This window comes from Paenibacillus sp. GM2FR (assembly GCF_002803325.1).
Lineage (GTDB): Bacteria > Bacillota > Bacilli > Paenibacillales > Paenibacillaceae > Paenibacillus_AQ > Paenibacillus_AQ lautus.
In genome coordinates this window covers 227,423-252,264 of the sequence record NZ_MKZM01000011.1, presented here as the reverse complement: position 1 = coordinate 252,264, position 24,842 = coordinate 227,423, and the positions used below count along the sequence as shown (strand labels likewise).

Annotated in this window: 21 protein-coding genes; 14 read left to right on the top strand and 7 right to left on the bottom strand. The window is 51.7% G+C overall.

The window, feature by feature from the left end; all coding sequences use genetic code 11:
* Positions 1 to 21: 21 nt before the first annotated feature.
* Together PAEVO_RS29485 and PAEVO_RS29480 are read right to left on the bottom strand one after the other, a co-directional pair.
* Positions 22 to 711: a CidB/LrgB family autolysis modulator gene (locus tag PAEVO_RS29485; RefSeq protein WP_100541039.1), complete on the bottom strand. Its 690-nt coding sequence runs from the start codon at positions 709 to 711 to the stop codon at positions 22 to 24.
* Entirely contained in the window at positions 708 to 1,079 is a 372-nt protein-coding gene (locus PAEVO_RS29480; protein ID WP_100541038.1) for a CidA/LrgA family protein, read from the bottom strand. The genes PAEVO_RS29485 and PAEVO_RS29480 overlap by 4 nt, the downstream gene beginning before the upstream one ends.
* A 126-nt stretch (positions 1,080 to 1,205) precedes the next feature.
* On the opposite strand from PAEVO_RS29480, the gene cidR reads away from it, so the two are divergent.
* The 10 genes from cidR (at position 1,206) to PAEVO_RS29425 (ending at position 14,898) form a co-directional block, all read left to right on the top strand.
* Positions 1,206 to 2,096 carry a cidABC operon transcriptional activator CidR gene (cidR, locus tag PAEVO_RS29475; RefSeq protein WP_100541037.1) on the top strand — a complete coding sequence of 297 codons (891 nt, stop codon included), beginning with the start codon at positions 1,206 to 1,208 and terminating at the stop codon, positions 2,094 to 2,096.
* A gap of 108 nt (positions 2,097 to 2,204) precedes the next feature.
* Complete coding sequence (locus PAEVO_RS29470) at positions 2,205 to 3,827, top strand: catalase (RefSeq protein WP_100541036.1); 1,623 nt, start codon at positions 2,205 to 2,207, stop codon at positions 3,825 to 3,827.
* 195 nt (positions 3,828 to 4,022) lie between these two features.
* Positions 4,023 to 5,066, top strand: a complete 1,044-nt coding sequence (locus PAEVO_RS29460; protein WP_100541034.1) for an oxidoreductase — start codon at positions 4,023 to 4,025, stop codon at positions 5,064 to 5,066.
* A 142-nt stretch (positions 5,067 to 5,208) separates the two neighbouring features.
* Complete coding sequence (gene pdaA / locus PAEVO_RS29455) at positions 5,209 to 6,003, top strand: delta-lactam-biosynthetic de-N-acetylase (RefSeq protein WP_100541033.1); 795 nt, start codon at positions 5,209 to 5,211, stop codon at positions 6,001 to 6,003.
* A 154-nt stretch (positions 6,004 to 6,157) separates the two neighbouring features.
* Positions 6,158 to 8,446, top strand: coding sequence for an ATP-dependent DNA helicase (locus PAEVO_RS29450; RefSeq protein ID WP_100541032.1), 2,289 nt, complete (start codon positions 6,158 to 6,160; stop codon positions 8,444 to 8,446).
* A gap of 413 nt (positions 8,447 to 8,859) precedes the next feature.
* Positions 8,860 to 9,957 carry a ribosome small subunit-dependent GTPase A gene (rsgA, locus tag PAEVO_RS29445; RefSeq protein WP_243390987.1) on the top strand — a complete coding sequence of 366 codons (1,098 nt, stop codon included), beginning with the start codon at positions 8,860 to 8,862 and terminating at the stop codon, positions 9,955 to 9,957.
* Between the two features lie 120 nt (positions 9,958 to 10,077).
* Entirely contained in the window at positions 10,078 to 10,638 is a 561-nt protein-coding gene (locus PAEVO_RS29440; RefSeq protein ID WP_100541030.1) for a MarR family winged helix-turn-helix transcriptional regulator, read from the top strand.
* Between the two features lie 11 nt (positions 10,639 to 10,649).
* On the top strand, positions 10,650 to 12,377 hold the full coding sequence (locus PAEVO_RS29435) for an ABC transporter ATP-binding protein (protein WP_100541029.1): 1,728 nt from the start codon (positions 10,650 to 10,652) through the stop codon (positions 12,375 to 12,377).
* The gene (locus tag PAEVO_RS29430) at positions 12,374 to 14,248 is read left to right on the top strand and encodes an ABC transporter ATP-binding protein (RefSeq protein WP_100541028.1); all 1,875 of its coding nucleotides are present in this window, start codon (positions 12,374 to 12,376) and stop codon (positions 14,246 to 14,248) included. Before PAEVO_RS29435 ends, PAEVO_RS29430 begins: the two co-directional genes overlap by 4 nt.
* Positions 14,249 to 14,445: 197 nt before the next feature.
* Positions 14,446 to 14,898, top strand: a complete 453-nt coding sequence (locus PAEVO_RS29425; protein ID WP_100541027.1) for a hypothetical protein — start codon at positions 14,446 to 14,448, stop codon at positions 14,896 to 14,898.
* A 125-nt stretch (positions 14,899 to 15,023) separates the two neighbouring features.
* Here PAEVO_RS29425 and PAEVO_RS29420 read toward each other — a convergent pair whose 3' ends face one another.
* Both PAEVO_RS29420 and PAEVO_RS29415 read right to left on the bottom strand, forming a co-directional pair.
* A complete protein-coding gene (locus tag PAEVO_RS29420; RefSeq protein WP_100541026.1) occupies positions 15,024 to 15,212 on the bottom strand; it encodes a hypothetical protein in 189 nt (62 codons plus the stop codon).
* A gap of 164 nt (positions 15,213 to 15,376) precedes the next feature.
* Positions 15,377 to 16,930: an FAD-dependent oxidoreductase gene (locus PAEVO_RS29415; protein ID WP_100541025.1), complete on the bottom strand. Its 1,554-nt coding sequence runs from the start codon at positions 16,928 to 16,930 to the stop codon at positions 15,377 to 15,379.
* Positions 16,931 to 17,139: 209 nt separating this feature from the next.
* On the opposite strand from PAEVO_RS29415, the gene PAEVO_RS29410 reads away from it, so the two are divergent.
* From PAEVO_RS29410 to PAEVO_RS29395, 4 genes are all read left to right on the top strand, one after another.
* On the top strand, positions 17,140 to 18,501 hold the full coding sequence (locus PAEVO_RS29410; protein ID WP_100541024.1) for a spore germination protein: 1,362 nt from the start codon (positions 17,140 to 17,142) through the stop codon (positions 18,499 to 18,501).
* Positions 18,494 to 19,603: a GerAB/ArcD/ProY family transporter gene (locus PAEVO_RS29405; protein ID WP_100541023.1), complete on the top strand. Its 1,110-nt coding sequence runs from the start codon at positions 18,494 to 18,496 to the stop codon at positions 19,601 to 19,603. Before PAEVO_RS29410 ends, PAEVO_RS29405 begins: the two co-directional genes overlap by 8 nt.
* Positions 19,600 to 20,709 carry a Ger(x)C family spore germination protein gene (locus tag PAEVO_RS29400; RefSeq protein ID WP_100541022.1) on the top strand — a complete coding sequence of 370 codons (1,110 nt, stop codon included), beginning with the start codon at positions 19,600 to 19,602 and terminating at the stop codon, positions 20,707 to 20,709. The genes PAEVO_RS29405 and PAEVO_RS29400 overlap by 4 nt, the downstream gene beginning before the upstream one ends.
* Before the next feature lie 80 nt (positions 20,710 to 20,789).
* Positions 20,790 to 21,740: an aldo/keto reductase family protein gene (locus PAEVO_RS29395; RefSeq protein WP_100541021.1), complete on the top strand. Its 951-nt coding sequence runs from the start codon at positions 20,790 to 20,792 to the stop codon at positions 21,738 to 21,740.
* Here the strand turns inward: PAEVO_RS29395 and PAEVO_RS29390 are convergent.
* The 3 genes from PAEVO_RS29390 to PAEVO_RS29380 all read right to left on the bottom strand — a co-directional run bounded on the left by PAEVO_RS29390 (position 21,737) and on the right by PAEVO_RS29380 (position 24,749).
* Entirely contained in the window at positions 21,737 to 22,849 is a 1,113-nt protein-coding gene (locus tag PAEVO_RS29390) for a diguanylate cyclase (RefSeq protein WP_100541020.1), read from the bottom strand. The two genes, PAEVO_RS29395 and PAEVO_RS29390, sit on opposite strands and share 4 nt — an antisense overlap.
* Before the next feature lie 114 nt (positions 22,850 to 22,963).
* Positions 22,964 to 24,061, bottom strand: a complete 1,098-nt coding sequence (locus PAEVO_RS29385; RefSeq protein ID WP_100541019.1) for a sensor histidine kinase — start codon at positions 24,059 to 24,061, stop codon at positions 22,964 to 22,966.
* Complete coding sequence (locus PAEVO_RS29380; RefSeq protein WP_100541018.1) at positions 24,054 to 24,749, bottom strand: response regulator transcription factor; 696 nt, start codon at positions 24,747 to 24,749, stop codon at positions 24,054 to 24,056. Before PAEVO_RS29380 ends, PAEVO_RS29385 begins: the two co-directional genes overlap by 8 nt.
* Between the last annotated feature and the right edge of the window lie 93 nt (positions 24,750 to 24,842).

Here is a 24,842-nt window from a genome sequence, read left to right as displayed (position 1 = left end):
TTTTGTCAGGGCCTTAGCATATTAATAAAGAAAAGACATGATCAGCGGTGCGGTTCCAAGGGTGAAGAGAGCGGCGACGATCATCGAAATGCTGGAGATTGTTCCCGAAAGGGAGCTGAATTCAAATGCCTTGGAGGTGCCGGTTCCATGGGCGCTGGTCCCAAACAGCACGCCTCTTGCGATATCGCCCCGAATCCGGAAAATTCGCATGACCGCCGGTCCGATCATGGACCCCAGAATCCCGGTCATAATGACAAAGACGGCCGTCATGTTCGGCACGCCCCCAATGACCTCGGAGACATTCATGGCAATGGGGGTTGTTATGGAGCGCGGCACGAGGCTGGTGGCCAGCGAGCTGTTCAGATGCATCCATTTGGCGAGAACTGCAGAGGATAACATCGCCAGTACCGATCCGGTCAGCACGCTGAGCATAATTTCGGCTGCATGCTTTTTAAGGGTTTGGAAGTTTTTGTACAAAGGCACGGCAAAAGCGATCGTAGCCGGTCCGAGCAGCTTGCTGATCCACTGCGCCCCTTCATTGTATGATTCATAGGATATCCCCGTTTGTGTCAATATCACGACAATCAGTACAGGGGTGATAAGGAGCGGCGATAAATAGACCTTTGGCAGACGGCGATACAGTTTTTTGGCTCCCCCGTAAATCCCGACCGTCAATAACAAGCCGAGAATGAACGTCAACAGGATGTTCATGGTGTTTTTCGCTCCTTTCTGGATGAGATGAAGCCGGCAGTCAGTCCAGAGCTGACCATCACAATGACGGTGCTGAACAAAACCACGGCCAGAATCTGGAGCCCTTCGGCCTCCAGCATCGGAAAATATTTCATGATGCCAACCGCAGCAGGGATGAAGAACAGCAGCAATTCGGCGAGCAGCCAATTGGCGCCAAGCTCGATCCACTCCAGGCGGAGGACTTTGGTTTCGAGAAGTATAAACACAACAACGATTCCGAGAATGCTGCCCGGAATCCCTATATTCAGCCAAGCGGCTAGTTGATCCATCCCTAAGGAGAGAAGCATGAAACCGGCCACTTGGAGCGTTCCTTTCAGCATGTTGATCATGACCGGCCTCCTTTATTTTCATTGGTATTGAAATTTTACAACGATAATTTTCATAGGTAAAATGCATATATCGAATGATATGCATTCCATTTATCTATACATACAAGAAACCGGAGGGAGTATCGGATGGATATACGGCACCTGGAGTATTTTCTTGAGGTAGCGAGGAACCAAAGCTTCACCAAAGCCGCCGAGAAGCTGTATATTACGCAGCCAACGATCAGCAAAACGATTCGCAACATGGAGGACGAGTGGGGCGTAACCTTGTTTTACCGGCAGGGCAAGCGGATTGAGCTGACGGATGCGGGTCATATCATGTATCAGCAGGCGCAGCAGATGGTGGATTCCTTTCAGCGGGTATCGGCCGAGCTGGAGGATCTCATGAACCTGAAGCGCGGCCATCTCCGTATCGGGCTTCCGCCCATGGTAGGTTCAAGCTTTTTCCCTGAGGTGATCGGGCAGTTCCACCGGGAATATCCGAAGATTACCATTCAGCTGATTGAGGATGGTGCCAAGAAGGTCGAAGCGGATGTGGAAAGCGGTCAGACGGATATCGGCGTCGCGGTGCTGCCGGTCAATGAAGACGTATTCCACTATTATTCCTTTGTGAAAGAGAAGCTGAATCTGCTTCTCCATCCGTCCCATCGGCTGGCAGGAAGAGAGCATGTACACCTGAATGAGCTTGCGGACGAGGCATTTGTGTTGTTTCGAGAGGACTTTACGCTGCATGACCGGATTATCCGCGAATGCGTCAGCGCCGGCTTTGAGCCAAGGGTGGTCTATGAAAGCTCACAGTGGGATCTCATCAGCGGCATGGTGGCCGCCAATCTGGGTATTGCACTGCTCCCGGAGACGATCTGTAAGGAAATCGATTCTTCTCGCGTGACGATACTGCCACTGGATAATCCCTCGATCCCCTGGCAGCTTGGAATGATCTGGAGGAAGGACCGGTACCTGTCCTTTGCCGTCAGGGAATGGATCAGCTTTACCCGCGCCCTGCTGGGTGAGCAGGATTAAGTTTGTTTTAAACGAATGGACATTTCATACATTTTCACGACTTGGACATAATATCCATAGTAAGAGAACCCATTTTACAAGCCTTATATCCAAGGAGGAATGACATTCGTGAGTAACCAAGAACATGATGGTAATAATGGAACGAGCCCAGGACGGGAAGATTTTGCCCAGAACCGCGGCGAAACGGAGCGGGAGGATACGCTGACGAACCGCCAGGGACATCCTATTTCGGATAATCAGAATGTGAGAACGGTAGGGAATCGGGGACCGATGACCTTGGAGAATTATCATTATCTGGAGAAAATCACGCATTTTGACCGGGAACGCATTCCGGAGCGCGTCGTGCATGCTAGGGGTGCTGGAGCTCACGGTTACTTTGAAGCTTACGGAAAAGTGGGCGATGAGCCTGTTTCGAAATATACCCGGGCCAAGCTGTTTCAGGTTGAAGGTAAACGCACGCCGGTGTTTGTCCGGTTCTCAACCGTCATCCACGGTTCCGGCTCACCGGAAACGCTTCGGGATCCGCGCGGGTTTGCCGTGAAGTTTTACACCGAAGAAGGCAACTGGGATCTGGTCGGCAATAACCTGAAAATATTTTTTATCCGCGATCCGCTCAAATTTCCGGACATGGTCCATGCGTTCAAACCGGATCCGGTATCCAACGTTCCGGGGCCTGTCGGCATGTTTGACTTTGTATCCCGTTCCCCGGAAGCGACGCATATGATCACGTTTGTGTTCTCCCCATGGGGCATTCCGGCTAACTACCGCCAAATGCAGGGCTCTGGTGTGAATACATACAAATGGGTCAATGCAGATGGCGATAGTGTGCTGATCAAATACCATTGGGAGCCGCTAAAGCAAGGCATTAAGAACCTTACGCAGGAAGAAGCAAGCAAGATCCAGGCTATGAATGACAGCCATGCAACACAGGATTTATATGAGGCCATTGAACGCGGGGATTATCCGGAATGGGAGCTATGCGTTCAGATTATGAGCGATGATGAGCATCCGGAGCTGGAATTCGATCCGCTTGATGCAACCAAGCTGTGGCCGGCAGATCAATTCCCGTTCCTGAAGGTAGGCAAAATGGTGCTGAACCGCAATCCGGAGAACTACTATAACGAAGTGGAGCAAGCGGCCTTCGGTACGGGCGTGCTGGTGGATGGACTCGATTTCTCGGACGACAAGATGCTCCAAGGTCGCACATTTTCTTATTCGGATACCCAGCGGCATCGGGTAGGCACCAACTATCTGCAGCTGCCGATCAATGCGCCGAAGAAGCGGGTCGCTACCAACCAGCGCGGCGGACAGATGTCGTATTACGTGGATAAGGCACCAGGCCAAAGCCCGCATGTGGATTACGAGCCATCCATGACCGACGGTCTGGTGGAAGCCGCGCAGACAGCGAAGCCGCATCAGCCCCATTATGATGCCAACCTCGTCCGGCAGAAGCTGGACCGTACGCTGGACTTCAAGCAGGCAGGGGATACGTACAGAGCCTTTGAGGACTGGGAGCGAAACGACCTGATTAGCAATCTGGTGGGTGCGCTCATCCAATGCGATATCCGGATTCAAGACAAGATGGTGGAATATTTTACGAATGCGGATGAGGATTATGGACGCCGCGTGCGGGAAGGACTCGAGCAGGCCAGAAAGGGCTCGAACGAGACGGTCCGGGAGCAGGCGGTAGAGGATGCAAACCGCATGGGCCATGAGGCGGATCCTTACTAAAATCTGCCAGGTCGAAAGAGGTCTCCAGGTTATTTTTTACAATGGCAAGAAGAAAGCCGCCTGCACAGCGATGGACGTGCAGGCGGCTTTACCATTTGAGGTTGTAAAATATTTGCGGAATGTTAAGATGTTGCAAGGAAACCAAGCGATACATATCGAATCAACATAGAACCATGGGAAGAGGAGGCTTGCTTTATGACAATACAAGCGGGAATCATCGGCTACGGCCTGTCCGGGTCGGTGTTTCATGCACCTATCCTGAGAAGCGTGCCGGATTACGAAGTCCACACGATTGTATCATCAGATCCGGACAAGGTTCACAAGGATTTGCCGGATACGGCGGTTGTCGATAGCGTGGATGAGCTTTTGTCTAATCCGGATATTGATGTTGTCATCATTACGAGTCCGAATGCAACACATTACGAATATACCCGGTTAGCCATCGAGGCCGGTAAGCATGTGGTCGTCGAGAAGCCGTTTACTGTAACATCCGCAGAAGCAGACCAGCTGATTGATCTGGCCAAGCAGAAGGGAGTCCTGCTGACGGTATATCACAACCGCCGCTGGGACAATGATTTCCTGACGGTCCGCAATCTGCTGGAGACGGGAGCGCTCGGCAAGCTTTCGATTTATCAGTCGCAGTTCAGCCGCTACCGTCCGGAAGTGCAATCGGAGCGGTGGAGGGAGCAGGGAATTCCCGGGTCCGGCATCCTGTATGATTTGGGTTCGCATCTGCTTGATCAGGCGCTGTTCCTGTTCGGTCTGCCGGAGACGCTGTGGGCGGATTTGAGAACGGAGCGCAAAGGGTCCAAAACCCATGATTATTTTCATCTGGTGCTGGGTTACAAAACGTTTCGCGTTATTCTGCATTCCGGTTCGCTGGTACGGCAAGCCGGCCCGAAATTCGAGCTGCACGGAGATAAAGGAAGCTTCCTGAAATATGGAACAGACCCTCAGGAAGGCCAGCTGAAGCAGGGAATGCACCCGGGGGATGCGGGCTGGGGCGAAGACCAGCCGGACCAGTACGGGGAGCTTGCTACCGAGCTGAGCGGGCTGGCGGTTCAGGGCGAGATTGAGACGCTGCCGGGACGCTATCAGGCCTTTTATCAGGGTTTGGCCGAAGCGATTCTTAAGGATGGCCCGTTACCCGTTCAGCCTGAAGAAGCCCGTAATGTCATCCGCATGATTGAGTATGCACTGCAGAGTTATCAGAAGGGCCGATTGATCAAGATTACGTAAAAGCCGCTGCATCTGGTCCCCAGGTCGTCGTTGATTAACACATAGTTTACTCCGAATTGTGGGATATTAGGTGATGCAACCCTTGTACGTTTTTCATGAGGGGGAATCAATCCATATCACAACAAAGAAGGAGAGAACGGATATGAAGAAACGTGATATCCTTCGGCCGGCCTTATCGCTTCTGGTGTGCTTAGCGGTGATGCTGTCCATATCGGGGGCGGCTTTGGCGGTAGGAAGCGGTCCGTTTCATTTTGGATTCAAAAAAAGCGTCAATGGCCAGCTGCCCTCCATCAACGAGGAGGGTTTTAAGGAGCTCCTGCAAAAATACGACGCGATCTTTATGGGCGATGCCGAGCAGAAGGAGCTGTATCTTACGTTTGATAACGGATACGAGAACGGATATACCTCCCGTATCCTGGATACGCTCAAAGAGAAGAAGGTGCCCGCCACCTTTTTCGTGACCGGACACTACGTAAAGACACAGGAAGATCTGCTGAAGCGGATGACGGCGGAAGGCCATATTATCGGCAACCATTCCTGGAATCATCCGGATGTGACCACGATCTCGGCAGAGAAGCTGACCGAGGAACTGGAGCGGGTGAAGAAAGAGGTTATGCGCATAACCGGCCAGCCGGATATGAAATATTTACGTACCCCGCGCGGCATTTTCGATGAGCGGTCGCTGGCGACCAGCAAACAATTGGGCTATACCAATGTCTTCTGGTCGCTCGCGTATATGGATTGGGACGTGAAGTCCCAGCGTGGTGCGCAGTATGCTTATGATAAGGTAACCGCGCAGCTTCACCCGGGCGCTGTGATCCTGCTGCACTCGATCTCCAAGGACAACACCGAGGCGCTTGGGCGGATCATTGACGAAGCCAGGAACCGGGGCTATGAGTTCAAGAGTTTGGATCAGATGCAGAAGAAAGCCCCGTAAGCACATGCTGCTTACGCGTACAGCGTGCAGAACGCCATCCTGTCAGGATGCCTTCTGCACGCTTTTTTGTTGCTGAATGAAGTTGGATGCTTCGCTTTCAGGAACGAATGTTTGGTATAATATCCTTCATAGAACATGAACGAAGGAGACCATCATGCCTCATACTATTCAAATATCCGTCAGGCCGCTGGTGGAATACGTCTTTCGCAGCGGCAGCATTACTTCCGGTTTTCGCACGGCGACATCCCTTACTGAGGGGACCCGAGCGCATCAACAGGTACAGCGTGATTATGGTGAGAACGATCAAAAGGAAGTTCAGCTTGAAGTAGAGATTCCTTACGAAGATCTGCTGTTTGTGGTGGAAGGCCGCTGCGACGGTCTGATTCAAGAGGAAGAGCGGATCATGATTGACGAGATCAAGTCGACCTCCGGCGATTTGGGTGAGATTACGGAGCACACGTACCCGGTTCATTGGGCGCAGGCCAAAATGTATGCCTATATGTACGCGAAGCTGCATGAGATACCGACGATGGCGGTGAGATTGACCTACTTCCAGGTCCCGAGCGGAGAGCGGAAGCAGTTCGTACAGGAATGGAGCTTCGCTCAGCTGGAATCCTTCGTATTGGAGGTCGTGGCGGCGTATGCGCCTTATGCCAACCTGCTGCGGGAGCATGGCGAGCGGAGGGATCGGAGCATCCGCGAACTGAAGTTTCCATTTCCCGCCTACCGCGAGGGGCAGCGCAAGCTGGCCGGAGCCGTGTATAAAAGCATCGGTGAAGGCAGAAGATTGTTTGCCAAAGCGCCGACGGGCATAGGCAAGACCATATCCACGCTGTTTCCTTCGGTTAAAGCGATCGGCGAAGGCCTGTTATCGCGGATTTTTTATCTGACGGCCAAGACGATCACCCGAACGACCGCGGAAGAAGCCATGGCGCGTATGGAGCGTCAAGGACTCTGCATGCATACGGTCACGCTGACGGCGAAGGACAAAATTTGTTTCAGTGAAGCCGAGGGCTGCGGTCAGATGGGCTGCGTGTTCTCAGAGGGTTACTATGACCGGATTAATGGCGCCATACTGGATCTGCTCTCAAATGAAACGATGATTACGAGGCCCGTTATTGAAGAGTACGCCCGGAAGCATACGGTGTGCCCGTTTGAGTTCTCGCTGGATGCCGCGTACGCAGCCGATGCCGTCATCTGCGATTATAACTATGTGTTTGATCCGCGCGTATCCTTCAAGCGGATGCCGGAGGATCTGAAGAAACGCAGTGTGCTGCTCATTGATGAGGCCCACAATCTGGTAGACCGTGCGCGGGGAATGTTCTCGGCCGAGCTGAATAAATCGGCTTTTCTGGAACTGCAACGAGCATACAAGGAGAGTAATCCCGCGCTTTACAACGCGGCGAAGCGGGTGAATAACCGCTTTAAAGTGCTGCGCAAGGTCAGTGAGGAGGAAGAGCGGATTGTCGGGTCCCAGCAGCCGGAGATGATGGTTGAGCTGCTGGAGGATTTCTCGCTCCAGGCAGAGGCCGAGCTGATGACCGGCAAGAGCGGGGATGAGGCCGATGCGCTTCTGGAATGCTATTTTGCCGTGCAGGGGTATCTGCGCATCTCCAAGCTGTATGACGACCGCTTTGTCACGTATGCGGAGATGAGTCAGAGCGAGGTGTTTCTCAAGCTGTTTTGTCTGGACCCTTCTTATTTGCTCCAGCAAGCGGGAAAAAACTACCGCTCCAGCGTCTTCTTCTCGGCAACACTCATGCCGCTCGGATATTATCGCGACATGCTGGGAGCGGAGGAAGAGGACTACAGCCTCTCGATTCCTTCTCCCTTCTCTTCCGAGCAATTGGATGTTCGAATTTTGCCGTTATCGACGCGCTTTAAGGATCGGGAGCGCAATAGCGAGGCCATCGTCCGGATGCTGAGTGCACTGGTTCAGGAGAAGCCGGTCAATACCTTGATCTTCCTGCCGTCCTATCCCTACATGCAGGATATTCATGAGTCGTTTGCCCGAATGAATCCGGGAGCGCGTACCTTGCTTCAGGGGCATGGGATGAGCGAGGAGGAGCGGGAGGCATTCCTGAATGCTTTTCAGGCGGATGCGGAAGATCCGCTGATCGGCTTTGCCGTGATGGGCGGTATTTTCTCCGAAGGCATCGATCTGAAAGGAGAAAGGCTTTCGAGCGTTGTGGTCATCGGCGTTGGATTACCGCAGTTATCCTTCGAGAATGATATCATCAAGGATTATTTTGATCGCACCGGCAAGAGGGGATACGATTATGCCTATGTGTACCCGGGCATGAACAAAGTGCTGCAGGCCGGTGGTCGCTTGATCCGATCGGAGCAGGACAGCGGGACGCTGACGCTCGTGGATGACCGCTTTCTGAATCGCCAGTACGGGATGCTGCTGCCGGAGGAGTGGAGGCACTACAGGCGCATCTAATTTTTTCTTGAGATGTTGACACTTGGAAATACGAACTCTATAATACGGATATATTAATAAGCTGAAGGAGGCTGATGTCAGATGGTTATGATGCATAGTGGATGGGTCGCATTGACGTTGGTCTCTTTGGACGGGAAATTCTAATGGTAGCAGAGGTGTAAGGCATGTGACCTTACGTGTCTTTATCTCTATACCTAAGAACCCGCAGGAGACCGTGTTTGGTATCCTGCGGGTTTTTTGTGTCTATGCAAGGGGCGTGGTATGACCATGATCGGCTTGGCTGATGGGGATTAATGCCTTCTTCTTGCGTAGATTCAGATCAGCCGCAGATACAAATCTGCGGTTTTTTTTGTGTTTGATAACAACCAATCCAATAACGATAAGGGGATATAACGAATTTGACTAAACAAGACATGACCATGCTACAAGCCTATGGATGGAATGAAGAATGGAGTTTGATGGCAGAGCAGATGCCCCAGCACGATAAAGCGCTGGTACCCGCACGCATCACGGCCCAATTCTCGAAGCAGTACCGCATTATTACGCAAGAGGGAGAGCAGTCCGCGGTTGTCACGGGCAAATACGAATACGAAGCAGCCAGCAAAAGCGACTTTCCCGCTGTTGGCGATTGGGTCATGGTGGAGCCGCTGCAAGGGGAATCCCGTGCCGTCATTCATAAGCTGCTCCCCCGAAAGTCGGCGGTGACGCGTAAGGAAGCAGGAAGCGTGCCGGATGAGCAGATCATTGCCGCAAATATGGATACCGTGTTTATCATTAACGCGCTCAATAAGGATTTTAATGTTCGCCGAATAGAACGCTATCTGATTGCGGTCTGGGAGAGCGGAGCCGCACCGGTCGTGCTCCTTACCAAGGCGGACTTATGTGAATCGCCGGAAGCGTACGTCGCGGAGGTAGAGGCGGTTGCTCCAGGTGTGCCGGTCCATGCGGTAAGCTCCTTGATGGATCAAGGGAAGGAGCAGCTGCAGGCTTATTTGGTGCAAGGGAGGACGGTTGCCATTACGGGTACCTCCGGGGCGGGTAAATCCACCCTGCTGAACTGGTTGTCGGGCCAGGAGATGCAGCGAGTTCAAGGGATACGCGAAGAGGATGCAAGGGGACGGCATACCACGACGCACCGGGAGCTCTTCGTGCTGCCGGGCGGCGCGATTATGGTGGATACGCCGGGCATGCGGGAGCTGCAGCTGTGGGATTCGGAAGAAGGGTTCGAGGCGACCTTTGCGGACATTGCCACGCTCGCCCAGCAGTGCCGGTTCCATGATTGCCGCCATGAGACGGAGGCCGGCTGTGCAGTTCAGGAAGCGCTGCAGGACGGAACCCTGGATGCGAAACGATATGCGAATTACAAGAAGACGGAGCGGGAGCTGGCCCATATCGCCCGTAAAGAGAAGGTCAGCACCCGCCGCCAGAATAAGAGCTCAGGCAAGTCCTCGCGGAAGAGCGACAGAGACCGCAAAGGGACGTACCAGCAGCTTCTGTACGATGACGAATAATGGATGTTACGGAGGTCCGAAGTCGATTTGACTTCGGTCTTCTCCGGGTATATAGTTAGGTAACCAATTAAATTGGCAGGCTATCTATTTATTCGAGAGGTTGCAGAAAAGAGGTGGACCATGGAAGAGGATATACATCCAGATTTACATAAAGAGAACAACCGGTCAGAGGAAAGGGCTTCGCGAGAAGGACTGTGCATGAAGGGCGGCAGGCGAGAAGATAGCGTCGCCGGCAGGCTCTTGTACAGCATTCGCATGTTCCACAAGCAGGAATGGGATCAGCACTTGATTTCCGGCTACACGCCCGGCGAGATTCGCGTTCTGATGGGAATCAAACATCATATCGAGCCTGATGGTCCCGGCATGAAAGTGTCCGAAATCAGCAGCATGATGAATGTTACGTCACCGACGATCACTCAATTTATCAACGCTCTGGAGAGCAAAGGTTTGGTGGAACGGGTGATGGATGCACGGGATCGACGTGCGGTGCGCGTACAGCTTACCGAGGAAGGGAACCGCGTTGTCCAGGAAACCTACCAGAACGTCAGGAACAACTTTAACGAACTGGTGGATTTTCTGGGAGAAGAGGACAGCGTCAAACTGACCGAGCTGTTAACGAAGGTGTATCATTTTCACGAGCAAAAACGCAAACGAAGCGAAACGACATCAGACAACGAGTAGGGGTGGGGGATTTGTTAAAACTGTTTCACTACATGAAGCCGTACCGGACAGCGGTCATTTTTGTCCTGCTGTTCACATTTTTCCAGTGTCTGTCTGATCTTTACCTGCCGACCTTGATGGCAGACATCGTGGATTATGGCATCGTTGAGGGAGATGTGCCTTACATTTGGCGTGTGGGCGGCTTTATGCTCCTCGTAGCAGCAGGGGGCATGGTGTGCTCCATTGCCGCTAGTTATTTGGCATCCAAATCAGCTACGGGATTCGGGAAGATTGTTCGGGGCCGCGTCTTCTCCCATGTCGAGAATTTCACGCTGCAGGAATTTGACAAGATCGGTACGGCATCCCTGATTACCCGTACAACGAACGATATCACGCAGGTACAGCAGGTCACGATCATGATCCTTCGCATGATGGCGATTGCGCCGATGATGTGTATCGGGGGCATTGTGATGGCCGTGTCGAGAGACCCGGGACTGACCACGGTGCTGCTGATCGTCCTCCCTATTCTGGCGCTGGCCATTTTCCTCATCGCCAAAAAGGGGATTCCGCTCTTCAAAGCGATCCAGGTGAAGATCGATACGCTGAGCCGCGTGCTAAGGGAGAATCTGACAGGAATCCGGGTCATTCGTTCATTTAACCGGATGAATCATGAAACCGCCCGCTTTAATGATGCGAACGAGGATTTGACTGCCACCTCCATCAAAGTGAATAAAATCATGGGTGCGATGATGCCTGTCATGATGCTGGTCATGAATTTTGCGACACTGGCGATTGTTTGGTTCGGAGCCCATCGCATAGAGGGCGGGCATATGAAGGTCGGTGACCTTATGGCATTTCTCCAATATGCGATGATGATCATGTTCTCCCTCATCATGTTATCCGTCATGTTTGTCATGATTCCGCGTGCACAGGCATCGGCGGTTCGGATCAATGAGGTATTGAACATGATGCCGGAGATCCATGATCCGAAGCAGCCGGGCGAAACCGGCGTGGAGCACGGCTCGATTGAATTTCAGGATGTAACCTTCTATTATCCGGGTGCAGAGGAGCCGGCCATATCCGATATTTCCTTCCGTGCCGGGCCGGGTGAAATCACCGCGATTATCGGCGGAACCGGTTCAGGAAAATCAACGCTCATCAGCCTGATCCCTCGTTTCTATGACGTAACCTCGGGACGGATTCTTGTCAATGGTACAGATATTCGGGACATGCTTCAGGAGCAGCTGCGCAGCCGAATCGGATTCGTGCCGCAGAAGGCGCTGCTCTTCACCGGTACCATCGCGGAGAATATCCGCTATGGTAAAGAGGATGCAACAGACGAGGAGATCCGGCATGCAGCGAAGGTTGCCCAGGCGGCCGATTTCATCTCGTCCATGGAGGGCGGGTACGATGCCGAGATTTCGCAGGGCGGCAGCAACGTATCCGGAGGTCAGAAGCAGCGGCTCTCGATTGCAAGGGCGCTGGTTCGGAGACCCGAGATTTATGTGTTTGACGACAGCTTCTCGGCGCTTGATTTCAAGACGGACGCCAATCTTCGCGCAGCGCTCCGCGAGGAAACGACGGAAGCTACCGTTCTGATTGTCGCTCAGCGGGTAAGCACTGTCATGGACGCTGATCGGATTATCGTGCTGGATGAGGGACGCATTGCCGGCATCGGCACGCATGAGGAGCTTATGACTTCCAGCGATGTGTACCGTGAAATCGTCACTTCGCAGCTGTCAGAGGAGGAGATCGCATGAGTGAGAAGAAACGGGGAGGACATCCTCGGGGACCGGGCGGTCCCTTTGGCGGCGGCCCACACGGACCTGGAATGGCGGGGGAGAAAGCCAAGGATTTCAAAGGCACTTTTCGCCGGTTAACACGATATCTCAAACCGCATACCGGCAAGCTGCTGATCGTCTTGATCGCAGCTATTCTCAGTACGATATTCAGCATCGTGAGCCCGAAAATATTGGGGGATGCGACCACGATCCTGTTCAAAGGCTTCATGGCCAAGATGCAGGGCGTGCCGGGGGCCGGCATCGATTTTGACGCTATTCGGACGATCATGCTCTGGCTTGCAGGACTATATCTCTTAAGCTCGCTGTTTGCTTACATCCAGCAATATGTTATGGCCGGTGTGGCCCAGCGTACCGTGTATGATTTGCGAAAAGATGTTTACAACAAGCTCGGCCGATTGCCGCTTAAATATTTCGACGCCCGGACGCATGGGGAAACGCTGAGCCGGGTGACCAACGATATGGACAATATCAGCAGCACGCTTCAGCAGAGCTTGACGCAAATGATTACCTCCGTGGTCACGCTGGTCGGCGTCATCGTGATGATGCTCACGATCAGTCCGCTGCTGACGTTGGTGGTTATTCTGACCCTGCCGCTTAGCGTGGTGGTCACGATTGTGGTCGCCAAGCGCTCGCAGAAGCATTTTGTGGCGCAGCAGAAGCATTTGGGTGAGCTGAACGGACATGTGGAAGAAATGTACACGGGCCATAAAGTCGTGAAGGCCTTTGGCCGGGAACGACAGTCCATGGAGCAATTTGATGAGGTCAACGACAAGCTCTATGATGCGGGGTGGAGAGCCCAGTTTATATCGGGTACCATTATGCCGCTGATGGGTTTTGTCGGAAATATCGGTTATGTGATCGTCAGTGTTGTCGGCGGTGTGTTGGTTACCCGCAGAGCGATTGAGATCGGGGATATTCAGGCATTCATCCAATATTCACGCCAATTCACGCAGCCGATTACCCAGCTTGCGAATATCGCGAACGTCATTCAATCCACCATAGCATCGGCAGAGCGCGTATTTGAAGTGCTCGATGAGGAAGAAGAAGTGTCGGAGCATACAGCTCCGGCAGCGCTCAAGAAGCCGCTTGGCGATGTGTCATTCGAGAATGTGAGTTTCGGCTATAAAGCGGACCAGCTTCTGATCGAGGATATGAATGTGGACGTGAAGCACGGGCAAACGGTCGCCATCGTCGGACCGACCGGCGCAGGGAAAACAACGCTCATTAATCTGCTGATGCGGTTTTATGAGCTGAATAAGGGCAAGATTACGATTGACGGCACCGATATTACCGCTCTTCGGCGCGGTGAACTCCGCAGCCTGTTCGGGATGGTGCTGCAGGATACATGGCTCTTTAACGGGACAATCCGGGAGAATATCGGGTATGGGCGCGAAGGCGCCACGGAGCAAGAGATCATCCGGGCGGCGGAAGCGGCCCACGCGGATCACTTCATCCGGACATTACCGGAGGGCTACGATACCGTTCTGAACGAGGAGGCCTCCAACATATCGCAAGGACAGAAGCAGCTTCTTACGATTGCGCGCGCCATTCTGGCCGATCCATCGATTCTGATCCTCGATGAGGCAACCAGCAGCGTGGATACGCGGACGGAGCTCTATATTCAGAAAGCGATGAATGAGCTGATGAGGGACCGGACCAGCTTTGTCATTGCCCATCGGTTGTCCACGATCCGGGATGCGGACCTGATTCTGGTCATGAACAAGGGCAGCATTATCGAGAAGGGGAACCATGAAGAGCTGCTGTCTCAGGGCGGCTTCTATGCGGACCTGTATAACAGTCAATTCAGCGACCAGCATGAGGCTGGATAGCGAGGCGAGGATTGTCATCACAAGAAGACCCATTCGAGTGCGGAGTGGGTCTTCTTTTTTTAGATTTTTTTTTAGATTAATGAATGGTTTTTGGTAGGTTGAGAGTAAGCTGGCAGGCATATTTGATATTGCATTTTCATATGGTTCTTTTATAATGATGTTTATGTTTATATCTTTAAAGGGAGCCATGATCATTATTGAATAAGTCCGAACTGAACCGAATTACGCAAGAGCTTCTACGTCGGTCGGGCAGCAGTGTCACCGTGGAGATGGAGGCGTATTTTCCAGGGGGCCGGTTAATCGGCGGAAAATATGTCATGCATTCGCACAGCGTGACGATGTATACCGAAGTCATACGCCAGCAGTGTTTGCAGCTGTTTGGCACGCTTGAGCCGTTCCACGCCTATTTTGCGGTGGTATTTGCACATGAGCTGGGCCATTCGATGGACATGACCCTGACAGAGCTGTGCGACCGGATGGATCGAACGATGGATGAATGGGATCAGAGGCAGATCGCGCTTCAAATTGAGGAAAATGCTTGGAATAACGCCATACCTTGGATCCAGGATATCGATCCCGATTTCATACAGGTGATCGTGGATCAGTCGCTTGCGGCCTACCGCGAGGAGCCGGCACCGGAAATCGCCTAGGCTTACAAAGGCAATCCAGTCCCAGGTCATAACATGACACAGGCACCCGTCAGGGTGCCTTTTTGAAATTGTAAGAAAGGATAAACTCCAGAGACTTCCCATCGGGGGAGGCATGGAGATGGCTTCTAATATCGTATGTGATACAAGATAAAACCAAAGATGGCAGCCACCACAATGAAGGCACCTGCAGCAGCAAGGGTCATTAAACAATCGGTAAGCAGGCTCTGTTGCCGGATACCGCGCAGCTTCTCCTGTGCTTTTTTCTCCGAGACGTCCTCTTTAATTCGATCCAAATACTCAAGGCCTAGAACCATGGTTTTCCCTCCCGTAACGATTTGTAAGCTTATTATACCAGAAATATGTTATTTCTGGTTGAATTTAGGCCGCAACTGGTGTGTAGTCCCATGTTATAAAAAAGAAGTGAAGCTCGCATGGGCTTCACTTCTTTTTAGGTTAGGAGTCAGGCGATTGCGTCCGCTCAGCTCTCCGGATCCAACTGCTTCAATGGTTCAATGGCCGGCCCTTCGATCACTTCGCCATTATAGCGGTAGCGTGATCCGTGACACGGGCAATCCCATGAACGTTCGCCCTCATTCCATTCCACTTCGCAGCCGAGGTGGGTACAGGTCGTATCCACGAGATGGAGATTCCCTTGATCATCCTTGTAAGCTCCGGCACGCTGACCGTTATGGCGGACGACGGCGCCTTCGCCGGCCTTCAGCTCGGTTATATCGGCGTGGGACATCTCCACCTTGCCGGCAACGAAATCTTTGGCAACCAAAGCATTTTGCACGACAAACGTTTTGATGCTCGGGTCCGCGTGGAAGCGGGAGGGGTCGAAGACGTCGGCGTAACGGTTATCCTTCTCCAAGATTTGATCCGCGATGATGTTCGCGGCCAATGTTCCTGTTGTCATACCCCATTTCCGGAAGCCTGTCGCAACAAAGATCCGGTCCTGATTGGACGTGATCGGCCCGATGTAAGGCATATTGTCCAATGTAATCAGGTCCTGGGCCGACCAGCGGTAAGGAATCGCGGAAGCGCCCAATAGATTTCCTGCAAAAAGCTCCAGGTTTTCGTAATGCTGGTGGGTACAGATGCTGCGGCCCGTCGGATGATTCTCGCCCCCGACGATAACCAACTCCTGCCCGTTATAAGATGCTGACCGCAAGGAACGTGTAGGCTGATCCACGCTTAGGTACATTCCTCCCGGATAAGCGGTTTCGGGTTTGACTGCAATGGCATAGGAGCGTTCCACATGCAGCCGCGTGAAGAACAATCCTTTGGCGTCAATGAACGGAAAATGAGACGCGGATACTGCGTGATTGCAAGTAATCCGGTGACCGCCCCGTTTGGTCAGCAGCGTGATCGGTCCATCGGTTTCGGCCTTTTCGTCCATGGTCGTGTTCTCGTAAATCCGTCCTCCAAGCCTTAGGAACTCTTCTGTCAGATGCTTCAAATACTGCAGAGGATGGAACCGATACTGCCCGGGCATCTTAATGGCTCCCCGAATCGACATAGGGAGGGGAAGGCTTTCCTGCCATTCTCCCGGAATGCCGAGTTTCTCATAGGCCTTGATTTCGTCTTCCAGCTTCGAGAGATACTTGTCCTCCTGCTGAGCGTAAATATGGGCATCCTCCAGCTTCAGCCCAAATTTCTCTTCGTCTCCGCCAATAATATCTCTAATGAATTCAATCGCTTCCCGATTTCCTTCGTAGTAGAGCCTCGTTTTCTCCTCTCCAAAATGATTCATGAACTCATGATAGATCAGCCCATGCTGTGCCGTAACCTTAGCTGTTGTATGACCGGTGGTTCCGTTCAGGATTTGCCCTGCTTCGATCAGCACGACATCCTTACCAGCCTTGGCAAGTAGATAAGCGGTCGTAATGCCGGTTATGCCGGCTCCGACGATGGCTACATCCGTCTCAATATCCTCGGCTAAGCGGGGGAAAGCGGGCAGTTCGGTTGTCCCTCTCCACAGCGACTCCGGATATTGCGGTAGTTCTTGATGCGATGAATTGGTTGGGTTCATTCACGATTCCTCCTCAGTTTCTACGGGCGTTGCCCTTAAACACAGACTCTTGTCTTCATTATTACCACTTGGGAATGATTAGAAACGAGCAGAATTCCATTCGGTATTCATAAGTTTCCTGGAGGATTGTAAATATTTTGGGACATTTGTGCAGAATCTAAAGAAACCGCGGAGATTTGGGATTATGTGAAAAAGAGGGGTGGTATATCATGACCAGCGAACAGCATCTAAATGCGGATCAGGCCAAGAAATGTCTGCAAGAACATTTCCAAGATATCGGGGATATAGAACATCGAGAGCTGAAAAATGAAGGTGGCCATGCGTTACTGATTTATTTTAAAAGCATGTGTGACCCTATCATGATTAACGATAATTTGATTAACCGTTTCTATGAGCTGAACTCCTTGGACTTATACGACCAATTCATCCGATCCTTTCCCTCAAGCCTGGAGCCGAAAGATGAGCAGGAATTGCTTCGTAATATGCTTAGGGGCTGCGTAGCCATATTCATTGGGGAAAACGTGCTCCTGTTTGACGCCGTACTGGTTAATGCAGGCCCCATTCAACCCGCCAGTACAGAGAACGTCATTCAGGGTCCCGATGATTCGTTTACGGAAAATATCGAGGTGAACCTGAACCTGATCCGCCATCGTTACCAAACTGCGAATTTGAAGACGGAATTCATGACCGTCGGGAAAATATCGCAGACCCGAATCATCATTATGTATGATGCCTGCAAAGTGGAAGAAACGGTATTGCAGGAGCTTAGAAAGCGATTGTCCGAGCTCAAAGCGGACATCGTGCAATCGGCTGCCGAAATCGAGAGACATACGATGCATCCTAAATTTCGTCTGTATCCAACACTCATGCTGACCGAGCGTCCTGACCGGGCCGTATTGAATATAAATCAAGGAAAAATTGCCGTGTTGATGGATTCAACGGGGTATGCCCTTCTATTGCCAGCCATTTTCAATGATTTCTTTACGGCGATGGATGACAAAATACAGCTTCCCCCGATCGGCTGGTTTCTCAAGGGGATCCGGTATATCGCCTTGTTTACGACCGTACTTATGCCGAGTCTGTACGTGGCATTCACGTCGTATAATCCGGAAATATTGAGGATGCAGGTTACGCTGCTTATTGCGGGAAGCCGGGCTACGGTGCCGTACCCATCCTTTTTCGAAGTGATCTTCATGCTGCTGGCGATGGAATTTCTGACGGAAGCAAGTGTCCGTCTGCCCAAAGCGATTGGTCAGACCGCAACGACGGTAGGGGGTCTCATTCTGGGGACCGCTGCAACAGAGGCGGGATTAGTCAGCAACATCATGATCATTCTGGTTTCCGCCGTCGCGATAACGAATTTCGTGATCCCGATTACGATGATGAGCTCAGGCATCCGCGTCACGAAGTATTTGTTCATTGTCCTGGCCACCTTCTTTGGCTTGGTCGGCATCGTTTTGGGCATGGTGGCGATGATTATGTACCTTACGAGCCTCCGATCCTTCGGCAAACCCTACTTAAAGATGTTTGCTATGGATTGGAAGAAGAAAGGAGATCAGCGAAGTGGTTAGAAATAAATATTTTTATTACCTCTTCCTGCTCAATGCAACCATCAATCTGATTAATTATGTCCCCCGGATTTTAATTACGGACCGCTTTGACGGTGCGCTGATGTCGATTCTCGTGTCCATTCCGATTGGGACGCTGCTGATGTTTACCTTCGTGAAACTGATTCAGAAATTTCCGGGGCAAGGGCTGCCGGAGATTTTTCGCTCGGTTATGTCCAAGTGGACATCGGGTATCCTGCTTTTTTTATACGGACTCGCGTGGTTTTTCTCCAGCGTCATTACCTTGGTAAGCTTCGTTGATATTACCTCTCGCTACATTAGTCCGGATGTGTCTCCCTATATCGTTCTGATAGGATTTCTGGTGGTGGTTGGACTTAGTGCCAGACTGGACTCCGAGTCCATTATATATGCCCTGGAGATGATTCTGTACATCTGTGTTCCTGTTATCGCCTACATGTCATGGCGTATCTTCAGCAACCCCTATTTCAGCTGGGATGCCGTAAGGCAGATCATTACCTATGCATGGAATATGCCCAATTACGAAACGGTGGCGGCCGCAACCTTTATTTTTACGGGCTACGTGAACATGGTGATATTCAATCGGATCTTTCACCGATTCAGAGTGCGCCATGTTTGGGCAATTGTGGGGGTCAGTATAATTACCCTTCTGGTTTCGATCTTTGCACCCATTGGCATATTAGGCGCTGCGGGCGCAGGAGGACACGTGTACCCTGCCTTCTCGACGGTGGACTCGCTGCGGATTCGTTATTTCATCATTGAACGGATGATATATGTCTTCTACGTGGTGTATATGTGTCTCTCCCTCGTGAATTCCATCATCCACTGGCATGTGGGTAAGGAACTCATTCTGGGAAGCTTCGGATTAAAGGTCGATAAGGGGGAAGCGATGTCTAAACGGAGGAAAATCGAATGGTGGGTGCTGCTCCTCTTTTCCCTGATTACCTTCGGCACGTCGTTTATCGTGAATCAATACATATTAAATGATATGGCGATTGTCTTTCTGGACGTCCGGTTCGCGGGTGAATTTCTGCTCATTGCCCTGTTATTCTATGCGGTATGGAGGAAAAGGAGGAAGAAGGCATGAAAGACCTAAAACGCTGGCTGGTCTGGCTCATGTGCTGCTCTTTTTTGTTGGTGTCGGGATGTGATTTTAGGGATATCGATCTGAGGCTTTTTGTTGTGTCCATCGGTATTGACGTCTCTGAGAAAAGCCCCGATATGAACCGATTTACCTTCAAAATGGCAATTCCTTCGGGAGACCCGAAAACCGGGGATAAAAAATCACTGCTTATTACGCAGGAATCGACAAGTATTGCGGAAGCGATCAGGGAGGTCAAATCCAAGGTGGATAAGGAGCTGGACTTTGGTCATTGCAAAGGGGTCATGTACGGCGAGGCCTATGCACGGAAAAATATCAGCAAAATCCAGGACTGGACCGTTCGGAGGCGGGACATGCAGCTCTTAATGTATCCAGCCGTCGCAGTACCTACGGCAGAAGCCGTATTAAAGACGGATCCTCCAACGGAGCGGATTGCCGGAAACGCAATATTTCTGGCGCTCAGCGAGGAGGGGACGGAATCTCCCTTCATTATTAAGGCATACTCCTTCGATTTGTCCCGCCGAATGTTAGAGGAAGGGGAAGATCCGGTCCTGCCCGTTGTGGAAACTACCGCTGACAAGATCCTGAATATCGACAAATTAGCCTTGATGGATAAGAACAAGGTGAAGGTGATTCTGACGCGGGATGAAACCAGGCTGTTTAACCTGTTGGATCGTCGTAATCTAAGCACGAATTTCGGGACGAAAATTGACGGCCAATTGCTTGAAGTCAACACGGATAGAACCCGAGCAAGATACAAGATCGTAACGGATAAACCAGGGGAGGAAACCATTGATTACAAGATTCGGATAACCGCGATTTTGGAAGAGAAAGAAAACCCTGCGCAATTAGATCCGAAGGATCTGCGTAAGATCGAAGAGCAGTTTAGCAAGGAACTATCGCAAGCTGTGAAAAACGTGTTGGAGAAAATTCAGAAAACGGGTCTGGACCCGTTAGGTTTCGGCCTTCGGTATGGAGGTACGCACTGGAACAACCAGACGGAGATGGAGGAGTGGCGCACCATTTATCCCCATGCCAAGTTTAATGTATCGGTCAAGTTTAAAATAAAGTCGACCGGTTATAAACGTTAAACAAGGCACAACTGTCTATCGTACTGGAAGATGTTACAATAAAGAATAAGCATCTATCTTGTATGAAGGAGGTTTCACATATGGAGTTTAGAAGAGTGGGCGGTAGCGGATTGAAGGTTAGCGATATCAGTCTCGGGAGCTGGCTGACGTACGGGGGATATGTGGAACGGGAGAATGCGGTGAAATCGATTCAAACCGCATATGGACTCGGCGTTAATTTTTTTGATACGGCAAATGTGTATGCCCAGGGGGCGGCTGAAGTGGTTGTCGGGGAAACCTTAAGAGCCTTCCCAAGGGAATCCTATGTCCTGGCCACGAAGGTATTCGGCAAGATGGGGGACGGACCCAATGATCAGGGACTTTCCCGCAAACATATTAGAGAGCAGTGCGATGCGAGTCTGAAGCGGCTGGGTACCGATTACGTCGACATCTATTACTGTCATCGATATCATGAAGAAACCCCGCTAGAGGAAACGCTGCGGGCGCTGGATGACCTTGTCCGCCAAGGCAAGGTGCTCTATATAGGAGTCAGTATGTGGACCGCTGCCCAGATGGAAGCGGCACTGGCCGTTGCGGATCGCTATTTGCTGGATCGCATCGTGGTGAATCAGCCGCTGTACAACATGTTCGAGCGCAAGATCGAAGAGGAAATTATCCCGTTAGGCGAGAAGAAGGGCATTGGTCAAGTGGTCTATTCTCCTCTTGCTCAAGGACTTCTGACTGGCAAGTACGCCTCCAAGCAAGCCGTGCCGGAGAACAGCCGCGCATCGAAGATTGGAGCCGACCGGCTCAAAATGAGTGAAGACCGCATTCAGAAGGTGCAGGCACTGGGCCTCGTTGCAAGCGAGTTGGGTATGACCGTCGGCCAACTGGCCTTGGCCTGGATTCTGCGTCAGAACAATGTAGCCAGTGCGCTGGTGGGTGCCAGCCGTCCGGAGCAGGTGGAAGAGAATGTGAAGGCCTCCGGTATGAAGCTGTCTCCGGATACGCTGACTGCCATTGAAGAAATACTGAAGGCGGATCCGAATTAAGAAAGAATCAGATCATGGATCTCGGGGGCGGAGCATACGCGGTTACGCCCGCTGTCCTTGGCTCGGTACAGCTCGCGGTCCGCTTGTTGCAGCAGCTCCTTGGCATTTTTCGACCGGATCGTATCGGGGTGCACAGCAGCTCCGATCGACACCGTGATCTGAATCTTGGTTCCGTCTTCCAGGACAAAGATATGATCCGCTACGGCCGCCCGGATTCGCTCTGCAATAGCGGCAGTCTCGTCGATGGTCGCTTCCGGGACCAGCACCGAGAATTCTTCCCCGCCGTTGCGGGACACTTCGTCAAAAGAACGGGAATGCTCCCTCAGCACTTTGCTGAGCTGCTGCAAAACGGCATCTCCGGCCGCATGGCCGTAGGTGTCGTTTATTTTTTTGAAATGATCGATGTCCACGACAAGAACACCCAGCCGTTCGCTGAAATGCTGGGCTTCGAGAAAACGTTCCGATAACAGCTGCTCGAACTGGCGCAGATTGTGAAGACTGGTCAAGTAATCCGTCTCCGCATTTTTCTTCATCTGCAGAAATAGTTGATTGGATGTGTTGATATACTCGGTCAGCATGTAGATGACCACCGTGGCGAGCATGGATATGATGAGGTGCTGCGTGAAGACGGTATACACCTTGTGGTGGTCCGGGATATTCATCCACATAATACATAGGAGCACCAGCATGCTCGACATACTCATGAGCAGCATTTTGCCTAAACGTTCCCAATGCATACGAGAAAGCATCCCGCAGATGATGCCGATCAGCAGCATGCCGGCTCCCGCAATGGCAGAGGAAGTTGACATGCCGAACAGGATCAGCCGCCCGAGTGCAATCAGCACGCCGGCAATCAGGGAGGGAAGCCAGCCTAAGTAGCTGGCGATCACGACAATGGCTAGATGCCGCAAGTCCGCAAAAAACCGCGGGTCAATCGGGAAAGAATAGTACATCAAGATGATCCCGTAAATGCCAAAGAGGAGGCCGGCGTTGATCTTAACGTGGATGGACGGTGTCACAACACCTGCTACATATTTTTTGGACAGCAGTCCGGATAAGTATAAGAAAGTCACAAATATACAAAAGTTGGTAAAAAGTATATTGGTCATGGGGGATCATTCCTTTCATGTACCTTGCGCAAGGGCGGCAAGGCGATGAAGACATTCACCCCCTATTTTATCGGAAAATGGAATTGTATGTCGAATATTAAATGTTTTATTTTGTTAATTCTCAGGAGCCTCTAAAGGTAGACGAACCTCGAACATCGTCAGCTCCGTAGTACTGGTCACTTGAATCGTGCCGTGATGGGCATCCACGATGGTTTTTACGATAGCCAAGCCAAGCCCGGAGCCCCCGGTTTGATCAGTGCGCGATTCATCCGCCCGGTAGAACCGCTCGAACAGATGGGGGATTGCGTGCTGAGGGATCGGAGGACCGTAATTGATGACCTGTACGACGGCAAAATTCGGGTCCTGAGATACTTTCAAATCCACCCGCCCGGCATCCCGTCCGTGCCGTACCGCATTGGACAGCAGATTCTCGAAGGTGCGCATCAGTTTATCCCCGTCCGAGGAGATCATGATTTTCTCCGTTTCAGGTGTGAAGACGACCTGAACTCCTTCTTGCTGCCCGGTTAATGAAAAGTCTACGGCCAACTGTGCGAGCAGCTCCACCAAATTAATGTCAACCCGGTTCATCGGGGAGTATCCCATCCGTGTGTATTCAAACAAATCGTTCACGAGTCCGCCTAGGCGCAGCGACTTATCGTACGCGATATCGGTATAATACCGGAGCTCGACCTCATCCTTGTAATGGTCTTCATTGACCAGTCGCAAGTACCCGATGATGGAGGTGAGGGGGGTCCGCAGATCATGCGATACGTTGCTGATAAGCTCGTTCTTGGACTGGACGGCCATGCGTTCCTCCGCCAGCGATAGCTTGAGCTGCTTGGCCATTTGATTGATTTGCGTTGCCATCAGGCCCAGTTCGTCATTGGAGCTAACGATAATCTCTTGATCCAATTCGCCCTTCGCCAAACGCTTTGTACCCTCCATTAACTGATTGATTTGACGAATGGTGCCTTGACTCAGGAGGAGCACCATACAGATAAACAGCACGATGCCGATGATCGTCGGGATGATGGGGAAACCGAAGAAATCCTCCAACGTACGATCAACTCTGAAAAGGGTGTTTACCCAGGGCTCCTTCCAGTATTCCCGGCCGATCAATCGGAAGATCTGCTGCGCGATGAACAGTATGGCCAAGGTCAGGGCTCCGCTGGCAAAGAACAGTGTAATGATCTTCCACTGCAGCTTACGCATGGATTTTGTACCCGACGCCCCATACCGTTTGAATGAGCTTATAACCCAGCTCCCTCTCGAGCTTGTCCCGCAGGTTGCTGATGTGAACCATGACTGTATTATTGGATACGTAATATTTCTCCTTCCAGACCTGCTGGAAGATATCCTCGGCGCTAAAGATTCTCCCCGGCTGGCGGGCAAGCAAATACAGAATCTCGAATTCTCTTGCCGTCAGAGAGATTGCTTTGCCATTGGCCGTTACTTCATGCGTTGTCCGGTTTATGTCGAGCCCATCAATCTCGATCCGCTCGCTGTCCTCCCGATGCAGTTCGGCATTGTACAGAGTGGAGCGTCGCAGCAGTGTTTTGACGCGCGTCGTCAGCTCCAGCGGATTGAACGGTTTAATCATATAATCATCCGCGCCGGTCATCAGCCCCAGTATTTTATCCATGTCCTCACTCTTGGCGCTCAGCATCAGGATGGGTATGGACGAGGTTTCCCGGATTCTGCGACAGGTGTCAATCCCGTTCAGCTTAGGCATCATGACGTCCAGGATTACGAGATCCACCGTCCCGTTATTGGTGGTCATGGCCAGCAGTGCTTCCTCCCCGTCATGGGCTTGGATCACACGGTAACCCTCATTCTCCAGATAGATGGAGATCAGCCCGGAAATTTCCTTATCATCATCTACGATTAATATACTTCTCATTAAATTATCCTCCAGTAAATCCGCCCATTGGAAATGATCATTCCTTACGAACAGTGTACCCTAAATGGAGCCCATAAAGTGCAGCTTGGCCTT

Coding starts and splice junctions, on each gene's coding strand:
- PAEVO_RS29485 (WP_100541039.1), bottom strand. CDS start 711: ATGAACATCCTGTTGACGTTCATTCTCGGCTTGTTATTGACGGTCGGG.
- PAEVO_RS29480 (WP_100541038.1), bottom strand. CDS start 1,079: ATGATCAACATGCTGAAAGGAACGCTCCAAGTGGCCGGTTTCATGCTT.
- cidR (WP_100541037.1), top strand. CDS start 1,206: ATGGATATACGGCACCTGGAGTATTTTCTTGAGGTAGCGAGGAACCAA.
- PAEVO_RS29460 (WP_100541034.1), top strand. CDS start 4,023: ATGACAATACAAGCGGGAATCATCGGCTACGGCCTGTCCGGGTCGGTG.
- pdaA (WP_100541033.1), top strand. CDS start 5,209: ATGAAGAAACGTGATATCCTTCGGCCGGCCTTATCGCTTCTGGTGTGC.
- PAEVO_RS29450 (WP_100541032.1), top strand. CDS start 6,158: ATGCCTCATACTATTCAAATATCCGTCAGGCCGCTGGTGGAATACGTC.
- rsgA (WP_243390987.1), top strand. CDS start 8,860: ATGACCATGCTACAAGCCTATGGATGGAATGAAGAATGGAGTTTGATG.
- PAEVO_RS29440 (WP_100541030.1), top strand. CDS start 10,078: ATGGAAGAGGATATACATCCAGATTTACATAAAGAGAACAACCGGTCA.
- PAEVO_RS29430 (WP_100541028.1), top strand. CDS start 12,374: ATGAGTGAGAAGAAACGGGGAGGACATCCTCGGGGACCGGGCGGTCCC.
- PAEVO_RS29420 (WP_100541026.1), bottom strand. CDS start 15,212: ATGGTTCTAGGCCTTGAGTATTTGGATCGAATTAAAGAGGACGTCTCG.
- PAEVO_RS29415 (WP_100541025.1), bottom strand. CDS start 16,930: ATGAACCCAACCAATTCATCGCATCAAGAACTACCGCAATATCCGGAG.
- PAEVO_RS29410 (WP_100541024.1), top strand. CDS start 17,140: ATGACCAGCGAACAGCATCTAAATGCGGATCAGGCCAAGAAATGTCTG.
- PAEVO_RS29400 (WP_100541022.1), top strand. CDS start 19,600: ATGAAAGACCTAAAACGCTGGCTGGTCTGGCTCATGTGCTGCTCTTTT.
- PAEVO_RS29395 (WP_100541021.1), top strand. CDS start 20,790: ATGGAGTTTAGAAGAGTGGGCGGTAGCGGATTGAAGGTTAGCGATATC.
- PAEVO_RS29390 (WP_100541020.1), bottom strand. CDS start 22,849: ATGACCAATATACTTTTTACCAACTTTTGTATATTTGTGACTTTCTTA.
- PAEVO_RS29385 (WP_100541019.1), bottom strand. CDS start 24,061: ATGCGTAAGCTGCAGTGGAAGATCATTACACTGTTCTTTGCCAGCGGA.
- PAEVO_RS29380 (WP_100541018.1), bottom strand. CDS start 24,749: ATGAGAAGTATATTAATCGTAGATGATGATAAGGAAATTTCCGGGCTG.